Source organism: Daejeonella sp. (assembly GCF_044342615.1).
Lineage (GTDB): Bacteria > Bacteroidota > Bacteroidia > Sphingobacteriales > Sphingobacteriaceae > Daejeonella.
In genome coordinates this window covers 14,278-28,893 of the sequence record NZ_JBIIPN010000020.1, presented here as the reverse complement: position 1 = coordinate 28,893, position 14,616 = coordinate 14,278, and the positions used below count along the sequence as shown (strand labels likewise).

Below are 14,616 nucleotides of genomic sequence, written 5' to 3'. Positions count from 1 at the left end.
TAAATCTTATTTTATTGGGGATAGGGAAAGAGATGTTTTGGCAGGTGAAGCTGCAGGAGTTAATGGTATTCTAATTGACAGCGATCAATCAATCGATGAAGTTTTACACTTAATTAGTTAGTTAACCAAATCAAGTATTGATAAAACGCTAAAGATTGACATAAAAAAAAGCATAGAAATTTCTATGCTTTTTCTTTTTAAAAAAATATTGAATTTATTTTCCTGCAGCTTTTGCGTGATCTGCAAGAAATTGTGCCAAACCTATGTCAGTTAATGGATGTTTTGACAAAGCTACCATTGCAGAAAGCGGTCCAGTGATAACATCAGCACCTATCTTAGCGCAATTGATGATATGCATTGGATGACGAACAGATGCAGCTAGAATTTGCGTGTCAAATCCATAATTATCATAAATTAAACGAATGTCTTCGATTAAAGTTAAACCATCGGTAGAAACATCATCAAGACGCCCAATAAAAGGTGAAACGTATGTTGCACCCACTTTTGCAGCTAAAAGAGCTTGTCCGGACGAAAAAACTAAGGTACAATTGGTTTTAATACCTTTTGAACTAAAGTGCTTGATAGCTTTAATACCTTCTGCAATCATAGGAACTTTTACTACAATTTTAGGGTCCAATGCAGCTAAAATTTCTCCTTCTTTAACCATGTTTTCAAAGTCGGTAGAAATAACTTCAGCACTCACATCCCCATTTACTAAAGCACAAATAGCTTTATAGTGATTGATCACATTCTGGTCGCCAGTAATGCCCTCCTTTGCCATAAGGCTCGGATTTGTGGTAACTCCATCTAATATCCCTAATGCTTGTGCTTCTTTTATTTGGGCTAGGTTTGCAGTGTCTATAAAGAACTTCATTTCAATTTATTTTAGTATTGACTGTTTGTAAATAGTATATATCTTTTGCTGTAAATTTATTCTATTTTTTGATGATGGGGAAAAATATTCAAAATTTTATTGGAATATCTTTAGCATATAGATTAATATCTGATTTCTTCCTAATGAAATCTTAAATTATTCTTTTTTAAGATAAATAAAGCTGAATGGTGAATTGTTGTTTAATCCGGAAGGTGGATTATGAAATTCATAGACGAATCTCTAATTGACAAAATTAAAAAAATGGGCAAGCACCTTTTATCGCACCGCTACAACCTTCTACCCTTGCTGCGTTCCCACCCTGGGGGAGTTCAAAGGGAGCTGGTCGTAAAAGACTTGCCCGTCACAAAAGTAATAAAAAATTGGAAATTATGCTCCTAAGCTTAAAATAGATAGTTGAAATACAATATTTATAAATAATATATTATTTAATTATAAATATTATAAAAATATTGATTTTATATAACATTATTTTAACTTAATTATAAAAATCATTGTCAATTAAGCAATTTAGGTGTTTTTTGCCTATTTTAGGAAAAAATAAATCAATAAGTATTAATGACAAATAAAGACGAGCAAACTCAAGGTTTATACAACTCAGCAATGGAGCACGATGCCTGTGGAGTTGGTTTCATCGCTAATATTAAAGGGCATAAAACTCACCAGATTGTAAGTGATGCACTAACTATTTTAGAAAACATGGAACACCGTGGTGCTTGCGGTTGTGATCCTGATTCAGGTGATGGTGCAGGAATATTAATTCAAATTCCTCATGATTTTCTTAAACAGGAAGCCCTCAAACTCAACATTTCTTTAGGTAAGGAGGGTAGCTATGGTGTAGGTATGTTTTTCTTACCCAAAAAAGCTACCATTAAAGAAGCTTGCCGTAGAGCGATTGAAAAGTCTGCAGAAAAACTGGGTCTAAACATTTTAGGATACCGAAAAGTGCCTGTTAATGCCGGTGTAATTGGGGAAGCTGCTTTTTCTTCAGAGCCAGATATTGAGCAAGTTTTTATAGCTAAACCAGCAAATATTCATACTCCTGCAGATTTTGAACGTAAATTATATGTACTTAAGAATTTTATCACCAAAACAGTTAGAGAATCTGTTTCAGGGGCTGAACAACAATTTTATATTGTATCTCTTTCACAAAATGTGATTATTTATAAAGGTGAATTTACTAGTAGTCAGGTACGAATTTATTTCCCAGATCTAAATGAAGTGGGTTTAACCTCTGCTTTTGGAATGATTCATTCTCGCTTTTCTACCAATACATTTCCCTCATGGCGTTTAGCTCAACCTTTCCGATTTATTGCGCATAATGGAGAAATTAACACATTAAAGGGCAATTTGAATTGGTTTTATTCAGGTATTCGCTCTTTTGCATCTCCTTTTTTCTCAAAAGACGAAATGGATATGCTCTTGCCCGTTATTGATAATAATCAATCTGATTCTGCTTGTTTAGATAATGTGATTGAATTGCTTTTTCATTGTGGAAGATCTTTGCCTCATGTCATGATGATGCTTATTCCAGAGGCTTGGGACGGTAATGATCAAATGGATTTTGCTACCAAAGCCTTTTATGAATACCATGCCACATTAATTGAGCCTTGGGATGGTCCAGCAGCTCTCGCTTTTACTGATGGACATCTAATTGGAGCTACACTTGATCGCAACGGACTTCGACCACAGCGTTATGTGATTACTAGCGATAATCAAATTATTGTAGCTTCCGAAGCTGGCGTTTTACCTGTTGATGAGTCGAAAGTTATTAAAAAGGGTCGTTTACAGCCAGGTAAAATGCTTGTTGTAGATACTATAAAAGGACAAATAATTGAAGATGAGGAAATAAAGAAGGCAATAACCTCTCAACAACCTTATGGAACTTGGCTTGAAAATTATAAAATCAAATTGGAAGATCTTGATGAGCCTCGTGTAGCCTTTACTCAATTATCAAATGAATCTACTTTTAAGTATCAACAGGTTTTTGGTTTTTCTCGTGAAGATATTGAAACCTTAATTATGCCAATGGCGCTTACTGGTAAAGAAGCTATTGGTTCAATGGGGACTGATACTCCTTTAGCTGTGTTTTCTGATCGACCGCAACATTTATCGAATTACTTTAAACAGCTATTTGCACAGGTTACTAATCCACCAATTGATCCAATTAGAGAACGTTTAGTGATGAGTTTGGCGGGATTTATGGGTAATAATGGCAATATTCTCGATGAGGATAAAATGCATTGTCATTGCGTAGCATTACCTCATCCTGTTCTAAATAATACAGAGCTTGAAAAGATAAGAAGTATCGATACCGGTTCTTTTCAGGCTAAAACCTTACAGACTTATTTTAAAGCCGACGGGCAAGCCGGTTCTCTTCAAAGAGGTCTTGAACGCTTGTGTAGATATGCTGAAGATGCCGTTCATGATGGTTTTGAGGTTTTAATCCTCTCTGATCGTGCTATTGACTCTGAGCATGCTCCAATTCCTTCTTTACTTGCCGTTTCTGCCGTTCATCACCATCTAATTAAAAAGGGTTTACGTGGTGCTGTTGGAATTATGGTTGAAGCCGGTGATGTTTGGGAAGTTCATCATTTCGCTTGTCTAATTGCATTCGGTGCTACAGCAGTCAACCCTTACCTCGCCTTAGCAACAATACGTAAACTTAAAACTGATGAAAATATAAATACTCAGCTGGATTTGAAGGCTTTATATAAAAATTATACAAAGTCTATTAATGATGGTCTATTGAAAATATTCTCTAAAATGGGAATATCTACTCTTCAGTCGTATCATGGAGCTCAAATTTTTGAGATTATTGGTTTAAATCAAGATGTTATCGACCAATATTTTACTGGTGCTGTTTCAAGAATCAGTGGAATGAGTCTTGATGATATTGCTGAGGAAGCTTTACGCAAGCATTTTCTAGGTTTCAGACGTACAGGTGTTGAAGCCAAATTATTGCCAGAAGGTGGTGTTTATCAATGGAAAAGAAAGGGAGAGGCGCACCTTTTTAATCCTGAAACCATCCATTTATTGCAACATTCTACCAGGACTAATAATTACGAGGTTTATAAAAAATATGCCAATCATATTAATAAACAAACAGATGCTTTGTACACTATTCGCGGGCTTCTCGACTTTGCGCATCATCGCCAACCAGTACCATTGGATGAAGTTGAACCCGTGGAAGCTATTTTAAAGCGTTTTGCCACTGGTGCCATGTCATTTGGGTCAATATCCCATGAAGCTCATAGTACGCTTGCAATAGCCATGAATAGCATTGGAGCAAAAAGTAATACAGGAGAAGGTGGGGAAGATGAATTGAGATATGAGCCAATGGCTGATGGTGGTTCCATGCGTTCTTCTATCAAGCAAATTGCATCTGGAAGGTTTGGAGTAACTGCTAATTACTTAACTAATGCAGATGAATTACAGATAAAAATGGCTCAGGGGGCTAAACCTGGTGAGGGTGGACAGCTTCCTGGTGATAAAGTGGATGAGTGGATAGCCAAAGTTAGACATGCAACTCCTGGTGTGGGATTGATTTCACCTCCTCCTCATCATGATATCTATTCAATTGAGGATTTGGCCCAACTTATTTTTGATCTCAAAAATGCCAATCGCGAAGCTCGAATTAGCGTTAAACTTGTTTCTAAGGCTGGTGTAGGCACTATTGCTGCTGGTGTAGCAAAGGCCCATGCGGATGTTATTTTGATAGCAGGATACGATGGCGGTACAGGTGCTTCGCCTTTAACTTCTATTAAACATGCAGGTTTACCATGGGAGCTCGGACTCGCAGAGGCGCAACAAACGCTTGTTAAAAATAAATTAAGAAGTAGAGTTGTACTTCAAACAGACGGTCAGTTAAAAACAGGTAAAGATATTGCTATTGCCACCCTTTTGGGCGCAGAGGAATGGGGAGTAGCTACCGCAGCATTAGTAGCAGGTGGTTGTATTATGATGCGTAAATGCCATTTAAATACATGCCCCGTAGGTGTAGCTACCCAAGATCCTGAATTAAGAAAGCTCTTTTCTGGAAAGCCTGAGCATATCGTTAATCTATTCAGATTTATTGCAGAAGAACTTCGGGAAATAATGGCTGAACTTGGATTCAGAACCATAAATGATATGGTAGGTAGGGTTCAGTTCCTTAAAATGCGTGATGATGTGGATCATTGGAAAGTTAAAAATATCGATTTATCGGCAATTTTATATTCCATGGATAATCCATCAGGAATGACCCTCTACAATAGCGAAAAACAAGATCATAATTTGAATCATGTGCTTGATTGGAAATTGTTAGCACATGCAAATAAAGCAATTGATACTAAAGAACCTGTTTTTGCTGAATTTGACATTAAAAATACAGATCGTACAACAGGTACTCTTTTATCAAATGAAATTACCAAGAAATATCAATCTACAGGCTTACCTCAAAATACGGTTAATTTTAAGTTTAAGGGTTCTGCTGGTCAAAGCTTTGGGGCTTTCTGTACAAAGGGAATTTCTTTTGAACTAACAGGTGAAGCGAATGATTATGTTGGAAAAGGACTTTCAGGCGCTCAATTAGTTATTTATCCGGATAAAAACAGTAAAATCTTATCGCAAGACAATATTATCATTGGCAATGTGGCACTTTATGGTGCTACTTCTGGCGAATTATTTGTGAGAGGCCAAGCTGGCGAACGTTTTGCAGTGAGAAATTCTGGTGCTACCGCGGTTGTTGAGGGTGTTGGTGATCATGGTTGTGAATACATGACCGGAGGAAGAGCCTTAATTCTTGGTAAAACAGGGCGAAATTTTGCTGCCGGTATGAGTGGGGGTATTGCATGGGTATATGACCCTGAACATACTTTTGTGCATAACTGCAATACAGAAATGGTAGAATTAGATCCGCTTACTCCACAAGATGAAATAGATATTCAATATTTACTTAAAAAGCATGTATTGCTTACTCAAAGTCAGGTAGCGAAATATATTCTTGAGGACTGGGAAAATACGTCTTCATCATTTATTAAAGTATTCCCAACAGAATACAAGCGAGTTTTACATAATCAACAATTACAACAATCAGCAGGATAATGGGAAAAGTTTCAGGTTTTTTAGAATTTGATAGAGAACTTCCTCAAAAAATCGCTCCAAATGAGCGCTTGGAAAATTATAATGAATTTGTGCAGGAGTTTGAGGCAGAAAAATTAAATCAACAAGCTGCTCGTTGCATGAATTGTGGTGTTCCTTTTTGTCATTCTGGCTGTCCATTAGGAAATGTTATTCCTGAATTTAATGATGCCGTTTATCAAGGGAAGTGGGAGGAGGCTTATTTAATTCTTTCTTCTACAAATAATTTCCCGGAATTTACCGGAAGAATTTGTCCAGCTCCATGCGAATCCGCTTGTGTTCTAGGTATAAATAAGCCCGCAGTAGCCATTGAAGAAATTGAAAGACATATTATTGAAATAGCCTTTTCAAAAGGTTTTGTTAAGCCTAATTCACCAATTCTTAAATCAGGAAAGAATGTGGCTGTAATAGGTTCTGGTCCGGCGGGATTGGCAGCGGCCGCTCAAATGAACAAAGCTGGTCATAACGTAACTGTTTATGAACGTGATGATCAACCTGGAGGTTTATTAAGATATGGAATACCTGATTTCAAGCTTGAAAAATCAGTTATAGATCGCCGTATAGAAATTATGAAACAGGAAGGTATTCAATTTATTTGCAATACTGAGGTAGGTATTAAGGATGATATGAAAGCCTTTATCCATCGTCATGATGCAGTTATTATGGCCGCAGGATCAACTATTCCTAGAAATTTAACTATTCCTGGACGTGATTTAAATGGGATTCATTTCGCAATGGATTTCCTAAAACAGCAAAATAAGGAAGTTAGTAATTCAGCAATTCTTGGAGAGCGAATTCTTGCTAAAGCTAAAGATGTTGTTGTAATTGGTGGTGGTGATACTGGGTCAGATTGTGTTGGAACATCTAATAGACAGCATGCAAATTCAGTGAAACAGTTCGAGCTAATGGTTCAACCTCCCAAACAAAGGAATGAAAATATGCCTTGGCCGAGCTATCCAATGTTGCTAAAAACAACAAGCTCTCATGAGGAAGGTTGTGAGCGCTTTTGGGGTATTAATACCAAAGAATTTGTAGGGGATGCTAAAGGTAATTTAAGGGCAATATTGGTTTCTGATGTGAGCTGGGAGCTTGATTCTTTAGGCCGACCGGTCAAGTTTAATGAAGTTGAGGGCTCTGAGCGAGAAATTCCTTGTCAGCTGGTTTTATTAGCGATGGGATTTTTACATCCACAGCATCAGGGACTAATTCAAAATTCTGGTTTAGAACTTGATAATCGTGGGAATGTAAAAGCTACGGAAGGACAATATCAAACGAGTATTCAGAAGGTTTTTGCTGCTGGAGATATGCGTCGCGGACAATCATTGGTTGTTTGGGCAATCTCTGAGGGTAGAGAAGCTGCTCGTAAAGCTGATGAATTCCTTATGGGTAAAAGTAATTTACCTAGTAAAGATCGCATCAATGAATATGTAAATGTTTAATTTTTAAGGCTAATTATAGGCTCTGATTTATGTATTTCATTAAATCAGGGCTTTTTTTATTATAGTTTCAATTTTGCGAAAAAATCCCAAAGCACAATTCCTGCAGATACCACAATGTTAAAAGAATGTTTGGTTCCAAATTGTGGGATTTCAATACAGGTATCAATCAATTTCATTGCTTCATCACTAACTCCATTAACCTCATTACCAAAAATTAATGCATATTTATCAGACTTGTTTGGTTGATAATTATTTAATAAGGTACTATTCTCTGCTTGTTCAATAGCTATTATCTTATATCCTTCTGATTTTAAGTTATTTATAGCATCACAAACATCTTCGTAATAAGTCCACTCAATGGATTGCGTTGCACCAAGTGCCGTCTTTTCTATTTCTCTATGAGGTGGCTGAGCAGTAATTCCACAAAGGAAAATCTTTTCAATAGCGAAGCCATCAGTGGTGCGAAAAATAGAACCAATATTATGCATGCTTCGCACACTATCTAAAATAACTACCAATGGTAATTTGTCTTGTTTTTTAAAATCATCAATACCTACACGACCCAGTTCGTCAGTTTTCAATTTTCGCATCTTCAAAAATAGCTTCTTATTATGAAAACAGCTTTATTTTTTATAATTTAATCAATTTTTACACTATTTTGAGTGCTTCAAATAATGATAAGCTTAGCATAAAATGAAAATCCATAAATCTAATTCTTTGTTTAAATATCATGATGAAGATATTTTTCTGTTTACTCTGAAAAATAATAATGGGGTAGAGGTATTCATCAGTAATTTAGGTGCTATTATTCAATCGTTTAAAGTCCCGAACCGTGACGGAAAAATAATAGATATCGTTTTAGGTTTTGATAATATGGAAGATTATCTAAATCCGGAATATATAAAAACTGGAACTTATCTAGGCGCAATAATTGGTCGATATGCTAATCGTGTTGCCGATGCTAAATTTGAAATTGATGGTCAATCTTTTTCAGTTAGTCCAAACTTACATCCACATCAACTTCATGGTGGTTATGAAGGATTTGATAAAAAAGCTTGGAAAGTGCTACAAATGGATAATCAAATACTTGAAATGTCCTATTTTAGCAAAGATCTTGAAGAAGGATATCCAGGAAATGTTGAGGTATCAATAAGTTTTTCCTTAAATGATGATGATGAACTTATTATATTAACTCAAGCTAATACAGATAAGCCTACAGCCATTAATTTGACCCATCATGATTATTTTAACTTGAATGGTTCAGGTAGTATTTCTGATCATTTCATTCAAATACCGGCTGCGAAATATTTAGGTCAACATATTGATTATGTGCCTAATGGGGAATTTAATTCGGTTAATGAGACTAATTTTGATTTTAATATCTCTAAGCCAATTGGATATAATTGGGATCCGAATTTGGGATATGATCAATCCTTTTTACTAGACAAAGATTATGGATCTTTTGGACTAGCTGCGACTGCATATTCTAGTGAAAGTGGTATAAAATTGGAGGTATTTACCGATGAACCAACAGTTCATTTTTATACGGGTAAATATTTAGGAGTCCTAAACGCCAAAAGTGGTCAAAAGTATGAACCATTTACTGGATTTTGTCTTGAAACTCAACATCACTGCAATGCTATTAATATTTCAAGTTTCCCATCAACTATTCTTCGTCCTGGGGAAATTTATAGGCATCAAACCAATTATTCTCTTTCTATTGAATGATAATCAGTGCTGAATCTGTACTTTCTTTTGTGTTAAATAATTTAATAAAAAGAATCCCGTGGCAGTTAATACACAAATACCCGTTATAGACCACCAATATAGCGAATAACCACCAAATTCGACTAAAAATGAACCGTAAAGTGGTCCGATGATTTGCGCTACAGACCATGAAATGGTGTAAAGTGCCGCATATTCACCGCGATTACTATCATTCGATCTGCTTGTCCAAAAGGTATTCATAAATGGCATGGCAAACATTTCTCCAAATGAAATAATAATTGTTGAAAGGATTGCAACTAGTGCTAAAGCGGGTAGAATATCCAATATAGCAAAGGAAAAACCAGTAATTATTGTTCCTAATCCGATGAAATACAAACTAGGTTTCTTTCCATCAATTTTATTAATTAAAAGCATCTCAAATCCCACAATTAATAAACCATTTAGGGCCATTAACCCGCCAATAAATTGTTCACTTAAATGCCATTCTGTTTTATAAAATACAGGTTGAAGGGTAAATAATTGGAAAAAACAAGATGCAAATAAAGTGCTTAAAAGAATGAATGCCAGATAGGGCTTATCTCGATAAGCTGATTTTGTGATTTTTTTTTCAATAGATTTATCTTCATTCTTTACCTTTTTAACTGCAGGTAATAGTTTTATGAGAATTAGAGCAGCAAGAATATTGGTGAAACCATCTACAAAAAATAGTAAATGATAGTCTATAGATGCAAAAAAACCTCCCATAGCTCCCCCAAACGACCAACCTAAATTTACTGCAATCCGATTTAGAGAATAAGATCTTGTACGGTTTTTTTCTGTGCTGTAATGGGCTACTGCAGAAGAATTTGCAGGTCTGAAGCCTTCATTGCACATACTTAAAATGACTGTACCTATGGCTAAACTAGAAAATGTTTCTAAAAAGGCCAGCGAAATAAACATAATTCCACCAGTAATTAAAGCTGCAATTTGTAAGTAGTAAAAACCAATTTTATCTGTTATTTTACCTCCTATAAATGCGCCAAGCACTGACCCAGCACCAAATAAGGCCATTATTGTACCTGCTTGAACAATGCTAAATTTTAATTGTTGCGTACAATAAATAGTTAAAAAAGGCACCACCATAGTCCCGCTACGGTTTATTAACATCACAAGAGATAAGTACCAACTCTCTTTACTTAGTCCAGAAAAGGCATTTTTGTAAATTTTAAGGGTATTATTTAGCACACTCAAAGATAGATTTTTGTGAACGTTCTTTAAGATTATTAGAATATAATTTTATTTTCTTGAACAGAAATATTTTAAAATTTTCTCGCAAATCTTCTAAAAACCTTTTAATCCATTAACTTTATCATTTTAAAATTTAAAGATTTGTCGAAGAAGGTCGAACAGAAGGAAACCCCTTTAATGAAGCAATATAATACCATCAAGGCTAAATACCCTGGTGCATTATTATTATTTCGTGTTGGTGATTTTTACGAAACATTTGGTGAGGATGCTGTAAAAGCATCTGGAATCCTCGGGATTGTACTCACAAAACGTGGAAATGGGTCGGGTACTCATACCGAATTAGCTGGTTTTCCACATCATTCACTTGAGACCTATCTTCCAAAATTGGTTAGAGCAGGTCAAAGGGTGGCCATTTGTGATCAATTAGAGGATCCTAAAACAACCAAAACGATTGTAAAAAGAGGTGTTACTGAGCTTGTTACGCCTGGTGTTTCTTACAGTGATAATATTATTCAGCAGAACACGAATAATTATTTAGCATCACTTTATTTTGAAAAAAACTCGTTTGGAATCGCGTTCATTGATATTTCAACTGGTGAATTTTTAGTCGCACAAGGTAATGCAGATTATATCGACAAGCTTCTTCAAAGTTTTAAACCAAGTGAAGTTATTTTTCAAAAGAGCAGACAGCGTGATTTTACCGAGACTTTTGGCGATCGATTTTATACCTACCACCTTGATGATTGGGCTTATAGCGGCGATTATGCCTCTGAATTTTTGTTAAAACATTTCGAAGTAAAATCTTTAAAAGGATTTGGTATTGATAAATTCCCACTCGCCATTACTGCGGCAGGGGTAGCTCTTCATTATTTAAATGAAACGGAGCATCGTAACCTTCAACATGTTTCTTCTATTTCTAGGATAGAAGAAGATCGATACATGTGGCTCGATCGTTTTACCATTCGAAACCTTGAATTAATAGGTTCTTCAAACGAAAATGCGGTTAGTCTAGTTGATGTTTTAGATCAAACTTGCTCACCAATGGGTGCTCGTTTACTTCGTCGTTGGATAATTATGCCGCTGAAAGAAATTAAACCTATTCAAGAGCGATTGGATGTGGTTGAGTTTTTGATGAATGATGACGATTTGCGTGAAAAATTACTGCATGAGTTAAAACAGATTGGTGATTTGGAACGTTTAATTTCAAAAATCGGACTTCAAAAGGCGAATCCTAGGGAGGTTATGCAATTAAAAAGAGCACTTTTTGCGATTTTTAACCTGAAAGATCTTTGCCAAAGTTCTGATAATTATGCTTTGAAGAGTATCGCAGAGCAGTTAAATCCTTGTTTGTTAATTCGAGAAAAGATTGAAACAGAGCTTAATCCTGATCCTCCTGTTTTAGTTATAAAAGGAAATGTGATTGCCGATGGTGTAGATGAAGAACTTGATCGTCTAAGAAAAATCGCCTTTGGTGGCAAAGGATATCTTCTTGAAATTCAAAAACGAGAAGCTGAAATCACTGGAATTCCTTCCTTAAAAGTGGCTTTTAACAATGTATTTGGTTATTATTTAGAAGTTACTCATACCCATAAAGATAAGGTGCCAACTGAATGGCTTCGAAAGCAAACACTAGTTAATGCTGAACGTTATATCACTCCCGAATTAAAGGAGTATGAAGAACAAATTCTTGGTGCTGAAGAAAAGATTTTAGTACTCGAGACTCGTTTATATAATGAGCTTACTTATGCTTTATCAGAGTTTATAAAACCGATACAACTTAATGCTCAATTAGTTGCGCAGCTTGATGTTCTTCTCAATTTTGCCACTTTAGCTATTAAAAATTATTACGTCAAGCCATTAATCGATAATAGTACTTTAATCGATATTAAAGGTGGAAGGCACCCCGTTATTGAGAAAAATCTTCCTCTAGGTGAAGAATATATCACCAATGACGTGTTTTTGGATAGTGATACGCAGCAGATTATTATCATTACGGGACCAAACATGTCGGGTAAATCAGCCTTGTTAAGGCAAACCGGATTAATTGTTTTAATGGCGCAAATGGGCTGTTTTGTCCCTGCTAAGGAAGCTCAAATTGGTATTGTAGATAAAATTTTTACCCGTGTGGGTGCATCAGATAATTTAACTACTGGAGAATCAACTTTCATGGTTGAGATGAACGAAACAGCCAGTATTTTGAATAATTTGTCGCCAAGAAGTCTGATTTTAATGGATGAAATTGGTCGTGGCACAAGTACTTATGATGGTATTTCTATTGCTTGGTCAATTGCTGAGTTTTTACATAATCATCCCACAGCACAGGCAAAAACGTTGTTTGCAACGCATTATCACGAGCTAAATGAGTTAACGAACACTTTCCCTCGAATTAAGAATTTCAATGTTTCTGTAAAAGAACTCTCCAATAAGGTTATTTTCTTACGTAAGCTTGTCCCAGGCGGCAGCGAGCATAGTTTTGGTATCCACGTGGCAAAAATGGCTGGTATGCCTCAAAAATTGGTTGCACGTGCAAATGAAATTTTAAAACGTCTTGAACAGGAACGTACTGGTGGAGAAGATATCAAAGATAGCCTCAAAAAAGTCCAAAAACAGGCTTATCAATTACAGATGTTCTCTATTGATGACCCAATTTTAGTTAAAATTAGAGACATGCTAAATAATTTGGAGGTGAATACACTTACTCCTGTAGAGGCTTTAATGAAATTGGATGAGATACAGAGGGTGCTGAAGTCGTAGGAGGGAGATGTGAGATATTAGATGTGAGATATGAGAAATTAGATGTGAGATATGAGAAATTAGATGTGAGATATGAGACATTTGATGTGAGATATGAGACATTTGATGTGAGATATGAGACATTAGATAATTAATTAATAATCTCCGAAATCACCTTAATCAAATAAATCATAGTTCAGACGATTTTTAGATATTAGATGTGAGGCATTAGATTTGAGATATGAGATATTTGATGAATAATATCATATGTCATAAGTCTTTGTACTTAGCTCCTTGTTCCTTTTTCTAATATCCCTTAAATTCTCTAATTTATTCTGTAATTTTATAAAAATATTACTTCACCAGAGATATATGAGCGAAAACAAAAGCGATTACACATTCTGGATGAAATACAAACGCTTTGCATCTACCGAAATTCTCATGTATTTAATCATGATTTTAGGAATACTTGCAGGTATTATAATCTTTAGTTAATCGTATGAAATTAAATCTTAAACGTCCTCTTGCTTTTTTTGATCTTGAAACTACTGGTGTAAACGTAGCCGCGGATCGTATTGTTGAAATTTCTATTTTGAAAGCAATGCCAGATGGTACAGAAGATGTAAAAACTTTGCGCATTAATCCCGGAATGCCTATTCCTCTTGAATCATCATTAGTTCATGGTATTTATGATGAAGATATTAAACATGAACCTACTTTCAAACAAGTAGGAGAGGAATTAGCCCGTTTTTTAGATGATTGTGACCTTGCAGGCTATAATTCAAATCGTTTTGATATTCCTGTTTTAATGGAGGAGTTTTTACGTAATGGAATTGATTTTGAAATCGATAACCGTCATTTTGTGGATGTTCAAAATATTTTCCATCAAATGGAACAACGTACACTTAAAGCCGCATATCAGTTTTATTGTGGTAAAGATATCGTGAATGCACATTCTGCTGAAGCGGATATTAAAGCTACTTATGAGGTTTTAATGGCTCAAATAGAGAAATATGAAAATGTAGATTGGGAAGATAAAAAGGGACAAGTCTCAAAACCTGTTCAAAATAATATCGAAGCATTACATAAGTTCACTAACTTAAATAAACCCGTCGATTTTGCTGCCAGAATGGTTTATAATGAAGACGGTGTCGAAGTAATTAATTTTGGTAAGCACAAGGGAAGGTCTGTAGAAGAGGTATTTCAATCTGAACCAAGTTATTATAATTGGATGCTTAATGGCGATTTTCCACTTTATACCAAGCGATGCCTTGAAAAAATCTGGAATCGCATGAATGCCAAAAAGGAGCAATTAAGAAATGAAAAGCAGGCTTCAAATAATGTAATTAAAGCATCTCCTGCAAATACCACTAAAGTGAAGGAAGAAGTCAAGCCTATTAACAATGATATGCTTGATCAGTTAAAAATGAAATTCGGCAAGTAATTAGATTGTTTTTAATTATTTAAAATGCAAGT

At 35.4% G+C, this 14,616-nt stretch carries 10 protein-coding genes and 1 other RNA gene; 7 read left to right on the top strand and 4 right to left on the bottom strand.

Annotated features, from left to right (window positions below):
* Positions 1-13: 13 nt before the first annotated feature.
* Positions 14-121: a hypothetical protein gene (locus ACIQ0D_RS03285; RefSeq protein ID WP_395803062.1), complete on the top strand. Its 108-nt coding sequence runs from the start codon at positions 14-16 to the stop codon at positions 119-121.
* Between the two features lie 93 nt (positions 122-214).
* Here ACIQ0D_RS03285 and fsa read toward each other — a convergent pair whose 3' ends face one another.
* Both fsa and ffs read right to left on the bottom strand, forming a co-directional pair.
* A complete protein-coding gene (gene fsa / locus ACIQ0D_RS03280; protein WP_395803054.1) occupies positions 215-874 on the bottom strand; it encodes a fructose-6-phosphate aldolase in 660 nt (219 codons plus the stop codon).
* 260 nt (positions 875-1,134) lie between these two features.
* An RNA gene (gene ffs, locus ACIQ0D_RS03275) (signal recognition particle sRNA small type) lies at positions 1,135-1,234 on the bottom strand.
* 216 nt (positions 1,235-1,450) lie between these two features.
* Between ffs and gltB the strand changes: the two genes are divergently transcribed.
* Both gltB and ACIQ0D_RS03265 read left to right on the top strand, forming a co-directional pair.
* Complete coding sequence (gene gltB, locus ACIQ0D_RS03270) at positions 1,451-5,977, top strand: glutamate synthase large subunit (RefSeq protein WP_395803052.1); 4,527 nt, start codon at positions 1,451-1,453, stop codon at positions 5,975-5,977.
* Positions 5,977-7,452, top strand: coding sequence for a glutamate synthase subunit beta (locus tag ACIQ0D_RS03265; RefSeq protein ID WP_395803050.1), 1,476 nt, complete (start codon positions 5,977-5,979; stop codon positions 7,450-7,452). The genes gltB and ACIQ0D_RS03265 overlap by 1 nt, the downstream gene beginning before the upstream one ends.
* A gap of 59 nt (positions 7,453-7,511) precedes the next feature.
* Here ACIQ0D_RS03265 and ACIQ0D_RS03260 read toward each other — a convergent pair whose 3' ends face one another.
* Positions 7,512-8,042, bottom strand: coding sequence for an RNA methyltransferase (locus ACIQ0D_RS03260; RefSeq protein ID WP_395803060.1), 531 nt, complete (start codon positions 8,040-8,042; stop codon positions 7,512-7,514).
* Positions 8,043-8,145: 103 nt separating this feature from the next.
* Here ACIQ0D_RS03260 and ACIQ0D_RS03255 point away from each other — a divergent pair, with 103 nt between their 5' ends.
* Entirely contained in the window at positions 8,146-9,180 is a 1,035-nt protein-coding gene (locus tag ACIQ0D_RS03255; protein WP_395803048.1) for an aldose epimerase family protein, read from the top strand.
* A 3-nt stretch (positions 9,181-9,183) separates the two neighbouring features.
* Here ACIQ0D_RS03255 and ACIQ0D_RS03250 read toward each other — a convergent pair whose 3' ends face one another.
* Positions 9,184-10,404 (bottom strand): MDR family MFS transporter, encoded by a 1,221-nt coding sequence (locus ACIQ0D_RS03250; protein WP_395803058.1) that lies wholly within the window; start codon positions 10,402-10,404, stop codon positions 9,184-9,186.
* 180 nt (positions 10,405-10,584) lie between these two features.
* On the opposite strand from ACIQ0D_RS03250, the gene mutS reads away from it, so the two are divergent.
* The 3 genes from mutS (at position 10,585) to ACIQ0D_RS03235 (ending at position 14,584) form a co-directional block, all read left to right on the top strand.
* Positions 10,585-13,161: a DNA mismatch repair protein MutS gene (gene mutS / locus ACIQ0D_RS03245; protein WP_395803056.1), complete on the top strand. Its 2,577-nt coding sequence runs from the start codon at positions 10,585-10,587 to the stop codon at positions 13,159-13,161.
* Positions 13,162-13,512: 351 nt separating this feature from the next.
* Positions 13,513-13,635, top strand: coding sequence for a hypothetical protein (locus tag ACIQ0D_RS03240; RefSeq protein WP_395803046.1), 123 nt, complete (start codon positions 13,513-13,515; stop codon positions 13,633-13,635).
* A gap of 4 nt (positions 13,636-13,639) precedes the next feature.
* Positions 13,640-14,584 (top strand): exonuclease domain-containing protein, encoded by a 945-nt coding sequence (locus ACIQ0D_RS03235; RefSeq protein ID WP_395803044.1) that lies wholly within the window; start codon positions 13,640-13,642, stop codon positions 14,582-14,584.
* The last annotated feature ends 32 nt before the right edge of the window (positions 14,585-14,616 follow it).

Coding starts and splice junctions, on each gene's coding strand:
- fsa (WP_395803054.1), bottom strand. CDS start 874: ATGAAGTTCTTTATAGACACTGCAAACCTAGCCCAAATAAAAGAAGCA.
- gltB (WP_395803052.1), top strand. CDS start 1,451: ATGACAAATAAAGACGAGCAAACTCAAGGTTTATACAACTCAGCAATG.
- ACIQ0D_RS03265 (WP_395803050.1), top strand. CDS start 5,977: ATGGGAAAAGTTTCAGGTTTTTTAGAATTTGATAGAGAACTTCCTCAA.
- ACIQ0D_RS03260 (WP_395803060.1), bottom strand. CDS start 8,042: ATGCGAAAATTGAAAACTGACGAACTGGGTCGTGTAGGTATTGATGAT.
- ACIQ0D_RS03255 (WP_395803048.1), top strand. CDS start 8,146: ATGAAAATCCATAAATCTAATTCTTTGTTTAAATATCATGATGAAGAT.
- mutS (WP_395803056.1), top strand. CDS start 10,585: ATGAAGCAATATAATACCATCAAGGCTAAATACCCTGGTGCATTATTA.
- ACIQ0D_RS03240 (WP_395803046.1), top strand. CDS start 13,513: ATGAGCGAAAACAAAAGCGATTACACATTCTGGATGAAATACAAACGC.
- ACIQ0D_RS03235 (WP_395803044.1), top strand. CDS start 13,640: ATGAAATTAAATCTTAAACGTCCTCTTGCTTTTTTTGATCTTGAAACT.